Raw genomic sequence first — 5,554 nt, 5'->3', positions numbered from 1 at the left:
TGTGTAAATATGGCGGATATATGGAGTGAAAGAGATATGACCTTATCCCGGGAGGTCTTGTGATGGAAGAAATTCCTAGTAACAACGAATCACAAGAAGTCAGCAGAGGTCGTAGTAGCGGAGAAGTTTCTGTAATGGAAATGGAGCAAAGGACCGAATAAATCTATCAGTTATTGAGATTGCTATTGATTCTATCATGCGAAAGCGTCAGAGGAAGCACGAATACACTAGGGGCCCGAAAGAAGAATGTAGGGGAAGTGAGCATAATGGATAGCGAGAGAAATGGAGGTAACAGAAATCATGAAAACTGATAACACACTACTTGAAAAGATGCTCAGTGATGAAAATCTAGGACTGGCATTAGCTCAGGTAAGAAGAAACAAAGGAGCAAGTGGAATAGATGGTATGGAAGTATCGGAACTAAAAGGATATTTAGATGAACATCTTGAGGAAATCAAAGAATCGATACGCAACAGAACATACAAGCCACAACCGGTAAAAAGAGTAGAAATACCAAAACCTGATGGCGGTGTTAGAAAGCTGGGGATACCAGCAGTACTGGACAGATTTGTACAGCAGGCCATAGCACAAGTACTTGTGCCAATCTATGAACCAAAGTTCAGTGACAACAGCTTTGGATTCAGACCAAACAGATGCTGTGAAATGGCCATCATCAGAGCACTGGAATACATGAATGACGGATTCCATTGGGTAGTCGATATTGACCTGGAAAAGTTCTTTGATACAGTTGATCATGATAAACTTATCAGCCTGGTTATGAGAGATGTCAAGAGCGGAGAGATAGTATCGCTTATCAGGAAGTTTCTTGTTAGCGGAATCATGATGGATAACGAATATAAAGAATCTGTCATCGGCGTAGTTCAGGGCGGAAATATAAGTCCGCTTCTTAGTAATGTTGTACTGAATGAACTTGACAAGGAGCTTGAGGCAAGAGGACTGCGTTTTACCCGTTATGCAGATGACTGTGCGCCACGAACACTTGATATAAGTGGTGCTATATAAATGATGGCGGCGGGCCCGCCGGAGTCGCCATACAGGTGGAGATTCCAAACCACTCTAAGGTGCTTTAGTCAAAAGCTAAGGTATTGAGCGTTAGAGAAAAGGCAATCTAAATTGTCAGGTGAGTGTGAAAGAGATGAATGAACAACTAAATCACTTACGAAAGTGTCGTTAGCGTAAAAGTTCCATCAAAACCAAGGGGTAGTCGTTAACTTGGGATAAACTTAGTGGACACCTGTTTACTGACTAAGTGGTGGACGGCACAAAGGTGGCATGAATTTCACACAGGCATTTATATGGAACGTGGGAACCCACGGACTGATGATAAGGGAGTATATCAAGTGGCAGAACCACAAGATAAGAGTACCAATGCGGTCATGGGGGCAGATCGAACTGTAGTAGTGAAGAAGTTACTGTAATGGTAATGGAGCGAAGAGTTCGAATTATCCGGTTTAAGTATAAGTCAACTTTGAAAAGGAGGAGGAACTTATGCAGACAACAAAACCATACAATATATCTAAAAAGGCAGTGGTAATGGCCTATAGGAGAGTGAAAGCTAATAAGGGAACTTATGGGATTGATGAACAGTCCATTGAAGATTTTGAAAAGAATCTTCAAGATAACTTATATAAATTATGGAATCGAATGTCATCGGGGACATATTTTCCTAAACCTGTTAAGGCAGTCGCTATTCCCAAGAAAAATGGTGGTAAGCGTATCCTAGGAATACCTACAGTAGAAGACAGAATTGCACAAATGGTGGCAAAGCTTTACTTTGAACCAAACGTGGAAAGAATTTTCTACGAGGATTCATATGGTTACAGACCTAACAAATCAGCTATACAAGCGCTAGAGGTCACTAGAAAAAGGTGTTGGCGAAAAGATTGGGTGTTGGAATTCGACATCAAAGGTCTATTCGATAATATCAATCACGATATCTTACTCAAAATGGTTGAAAAGCACACAAATGAAAAATGGGTATTACTTTATATCAGAAGATGGTTAATAACCCCATTTCAGATGAATGACGGAGATATAGTAGAGAGACCTTCAGGTACACCGCAAGGAGGATTATGCTGATATCCACATAATCCTCCTTATGTGGAGTTAGTTATTATGCCGAGTTAAGTTTGAAAAGTATTTATTTTATAGGCTTTTCTATTTATTTTCTCGGCATAATATTTTATTTGAACTTGTTTAAAAAATCCAATAAATTCTGGTCATTCGTCCAGTCATGTTTGAATTCTTCATCTTTTATGATTTTTGGAGCTAATTTATTTATTGCTTTTTCTTTTAAGCGTGTATCAGCTTTTGCGTAGATCATCGTAGTCGAAATGCTTTCATGTCCAAGAAAATCTCTAATATAAACAATTGGAATTTCTGCCGCCACCATATGCATACTTTTACTATGTCTAAACATATGTGGCGTAATCTTTTTTGGAAATGATGGATCTCTTTTCACAATAGAATTTGTATATTTATCTATGATGTATTTTATGCCATCACGAGATAACTGATTGTTGTCTTTATTAAGGAACAGATAACGATCAGTTCTTCTTGTATTTATTTTAAATTTATCTATATACTGATTTAAAAGAGCCTTCATAGCGTTTGAGATCGGCACTATTCTTGTTTTATTTCCTTTACCCCTTAATTTAACTGTTGGATGATTTTCGAGAAGTATATCTCTTACCTTTAAATCACATATTTCCTGAACACGTGCACCTGTATCATATAATAGACATAATAAAGTTTTATGCTTTAATCCGCTTAATCTGTTGATATCAGGTTCATTTATCAATGTCCTCATTTGATTTTCATCTAAATAGCCTATTTCTTTTGCTCCTGTTTTTTTTGATTTTATATGCATGACTTCCTGCAAGTTAGACATATTTTCAATAGAATCAGTCTGACAATAATTAGCGAAACTCTTCAGAACTGCCAGCCTTTGATTCGCAGTTGAACAGCTGCATCCAGTTGCTCTTAAATGTTCTAAAAATTCAATGATAATATCTTTAGTGAAATCTTTCATTGTAAACTGATTAATATTAACATGTCTTTCATTAATTAGAAACCTTACAAAGAGTTTTAACGTATCCTTATAACTGAGAATGGTATTTTTTGAGTAATTGCGATGATGCGGTAGAAATTCCGTTAAAAAGGAACCAACATATTGAGAAAAATCAGTAGAATTCTTTTTCATCTGGAATCACCACCTCAATCATTTCTGAATATGCTTCCTCTAGTTTTCCTGTGAGAACTGGATAAAGCGATTGAGTAAGCTTTAGATAATATGCAGTTTCTTCAAATGTTTCATGTCCGAGCATCGTTTTCATATATGGCAGATAGTTAAGCAGATTTTTTCCTTCTTCCAGCCACATTTTTAATAAATTGACACAATAAGTGTGTCTGAAATCATGGACCCTTGGACCTTTTCCGGTATGTGAAATACCTGCTTTTTCTAGATATCGTCTAAAATTACGATAAACCGTATGCAGTTTCATTGGTACGCCAGGAGTTATCATGAAAAAGTATTCATCTTCTTCTGATTCCTGGTGTATTGTTTCCTTTAATTCTATACATTTTTGAACCAGTACCGGGTGAACCGGTACTATTCTGTCTTTCCTGTTTTTTCCGCTTCGAACTATAAGATAGCCTTTATCTAAATGAAAATCTTTGATTTTTAGAAGCCTTAACTCAGATACTCTTAAACCGCTGGTATAGAGGATTCTGAAAAAAACAGGCATGACCAGATGTCTATAAGGTGATACAGGAACACTTTTGCTTTGATCCACGGCTTTAAAGAATTGCTTTAATTCTTTGTCAGTATAGATATGGGCATCATACCTGAGTGTTTTCCTTACCAGTCCTTTAGGCGGAATATAAGTTTCAATTCCAATATCGTTCAAATATGTACAAAAAACTCTTAGGATTGATATTCTTCCTGCCTGATTACTAACAGTTTCATAAGAAGTTTTTCTGCACCATTTTTTCACTATGTCACGTGTTATGACTTTTTCTGTAATCTTATTTTCATAGAAAAACTTATCCAGTCTAAGAAAAGCTGAACATTCCGATGTATATTTGAATCCCTGTGCCTGTTTTAAGTTTATTAAATCCTGAAATTCTTTTTTGAATACACTATTGAATATTAAACGTTTCATCATCAAAGCTCAGAGGCAATACACACTCTTTTAATTTATTGATATCAGTTTTTAAATATATTGAAGTAATATCAGGATTTGAATGACCAAGGATTTCGGTAATTATTGGAAGCGGTGTCCCGGCCTCCAATAATAAAGAAGCTGCTGCATGCCGCATGGAATGAAAACCAGAATGTCTGTTTTTCGTAGCAGGTATTTTAGCTTTGTTCATATATCGTCTGATTATATCATTCAGATGATTTCCTTCAGAAAAAGGATCGAATGGTGGCATATGTTTAATGAAAATATAATGTGTATCATAAAATGTCGGTCTGCCATTCCTGATATAATCTATGACTGCCCATCCTACTTCGTTAGGTAAAGGTAGAGATAATGGCTTTTTTGTTTTGTGCTGAATGAAGGATATTCTTTTATTTTCCCAATCAAAATTATCAAATTTTAAATTTTTAATATCACTGCTTCTTATTCCCAGTATACAGGCTAAAAGAATCATTGCATAATCACGTTTACCCAGCGGACTGTTTCGGTCAATCGCCTTTAACAGTTGAGTAAGTTCCTCAGCAGTCCAAACAGATGGTATCGATCTTGTTTTTGAAATCGCTGGCATGTGAATTTTTGAAGCCAGATCAACAGTAAGCTTATTTTTGAAATGAAGATATCTCAGGAAATACCTTAACCCGCAAATGTTCTGTTCGATTGTTTTGAAACTGAAATTTGAAAAAGTTTTAATAAAGCTATTACAGATAGCCAAATCAATAGTGAATATATCTGTTACCTGTTTTTGTGATAGATAGTCCAGGAATACTTTAGATATGTGAGAGTAATGTTTTATTGTACTGTATGACAGTTCATTCTCTTTCAAGTAATTTAGAAATTCATTAAAAATGACTGCATATTCATCTGATAAATGAATCTGATTCCTGGAAGCTGTATATCGGCGTGTCAGAACTCCATGAAGCTGATAATCCGATAATAAATGAATGACTCTAAGAAGCTGTATTCTCTGCTGAGAAATAGTTCCGTCAATGTATTTCGAAACTATACCGTACTGCTTTTCTAAATAAGCCAGTCCTTTATCAAAGCTAAATTCGGTACTGGAATAGTTATCAATCAAGAACAACTCTAATTTCTTCCATTCTCTCTTATAAAATTTAATAGTTTGAGGAGAATAGTTGTTTTTAATAAGAAGTTTTTCCAATCCCTGAATAATTTGATCTAATTTCATATGTATCACCGTCCTTTATTAGTAGAAATAGATCTATTATTTCTACTATAACTGTGATACATTATGCCGAGAAAATAAATAGAAAAGCCTATAAAATAAATACTTTTCAAACTTTACTCGGCATAATAACTAACTCCACATAAGG

Annotated in this window: 5 protein-coding genes; 2 read left to right on the top strand and 3 right to left on the bottom strand. The window is 35.5% G+C overall.

Annotated features, from left to right (window positions below):
- The first annotated feature begins 300 nt into the window (after positions 1-300).
- Both B5F09_RS14145 and B5F09_RS14140 read left to right on the top strand, forming a co-directional pair.
- Positions 301-1,023, top strand: a complete 723-nt coding sequence (locus tag B5F09_RS14145) for a reverse transcriptase domain-containing protein (protein ID WP_087374975.1) — start codon at positions 301-303, stop codon at positions 1,021-1,023.
- Positions 1,024-1,509: 486 nt separating this feature from the next.
- Positions 1,510-2,100: a reverse transcriptase domain-containing protein gene (locus B5F09_RS14140; RefSeq protein WP_204215358.1), complete on the top strand. Its 591-nt coding sequence runs from the start codon at positions 1,510-1,512 to the stop codon at positions 2,098-2,100.
- 103 nt (positions 2,101-2,203) lie between these two features.
- Here the strand turns inward: B5F09_RS14140 and B5F09_RS14135 are convergent, their stop codons facing one another.
- Genes B5F09_RS14135 through B5F09_RS14125 form a run of 3 tightly spaced genes read right to left on the bottom strand, consistent with a single transcriptional unit; the run spans position 2,204 to position 5,409 of the window.
- On the bottom strand, positions 2,204-3,223 hold the full coding sequence (locus tag B5F09_RS14135; protein WP_087374974.1) for a site-specific integrase: 1,020 nt from the start codon (positions 3,221-3,223) through the stop codon (positions 2,204-2,206).
- Positions 3,204-4,184 (bottom strand): tyrosine-type recombinase/integrase, encoded by a 981-nt coding sequence (locus B5F09_RS14130; RefSeq protein WP_087374976.1) that lies wholly within the window; start codon positions 4,182-4,184, stop codon positions 3,204-3,206. The genes B5F09_RS14135 and B5F09_RS14130 overlap by 20 nt, the downstream gene beginning before the upstream one ends.
- On the bottom strand, positions 4,162-5,409 hold the full coding sequence (locus B5F09_RS14125; protein WP_239404353.1) for a site-specific integrase: 1,248 nt from the start codon (positions 5,407-5,409) through the stop codon (positions 4,162-4,164). Before B5F09_RS14125 ends, B5F09_RS14130 begins: the two co-directional genes overlap by 23 nt.
- Positions 5,410-5,554: the final 145 nt, after the last annotated feature.

Source organism: Erysipelatoclostridium sp. An173 (assembly GCF_002160495.1).
Classification (GTDB): Bacteria; Bacillota_I; Bacilli_A; order Erysipelotrichales; family Coprobacillaceae; genus Thomasclavelia; species Thomasclavelia merdavium.
Note: the sequence above shows the minus strand (reverse complement) of the source record. Positions and strands in the feature narration are given on the sequence as shown.

Excerpts from the sequence above, each read along its gene's own strand:
- B5F09_RS14130 (WP_087374976.1), bottom strand. The coding sequence starts at position 4,184 with ATGAAACGTTTAATATTCAATAGTGTATTCAAAAAAGAATTTCAGGAT.
- B5F09_RS14135 (WP_087374974.1), bottom strand. The coding sequence starts at position 3,223 with ATGAAAAAGAATTCTACTGATTTTTCTCAATATGTTGGTTCCTTTTTA.
- B5F09_RS14145 (WP_087374975.1), top strand. The coding sequence starts at position 301 with ATGAAAACTGATAACACACTACTTGAAAAGATGCTCAGTGATGAAAAT.
- B5F09_RS14125 (WP_239404353.1), bottom strand. The coding sequence starts at position 5,409 with ATGAAATTAGATCAAATTATTCAGGGATTGGAAAAACTTCTTATTAAA.
- B5F09_RS14140 (WP_204215358.1), top strand. The coding sequence starts at position 1,510 with ATGCAGACAACAAAACCATACAATATATCTAAAAAGGCAGTGGTAATG.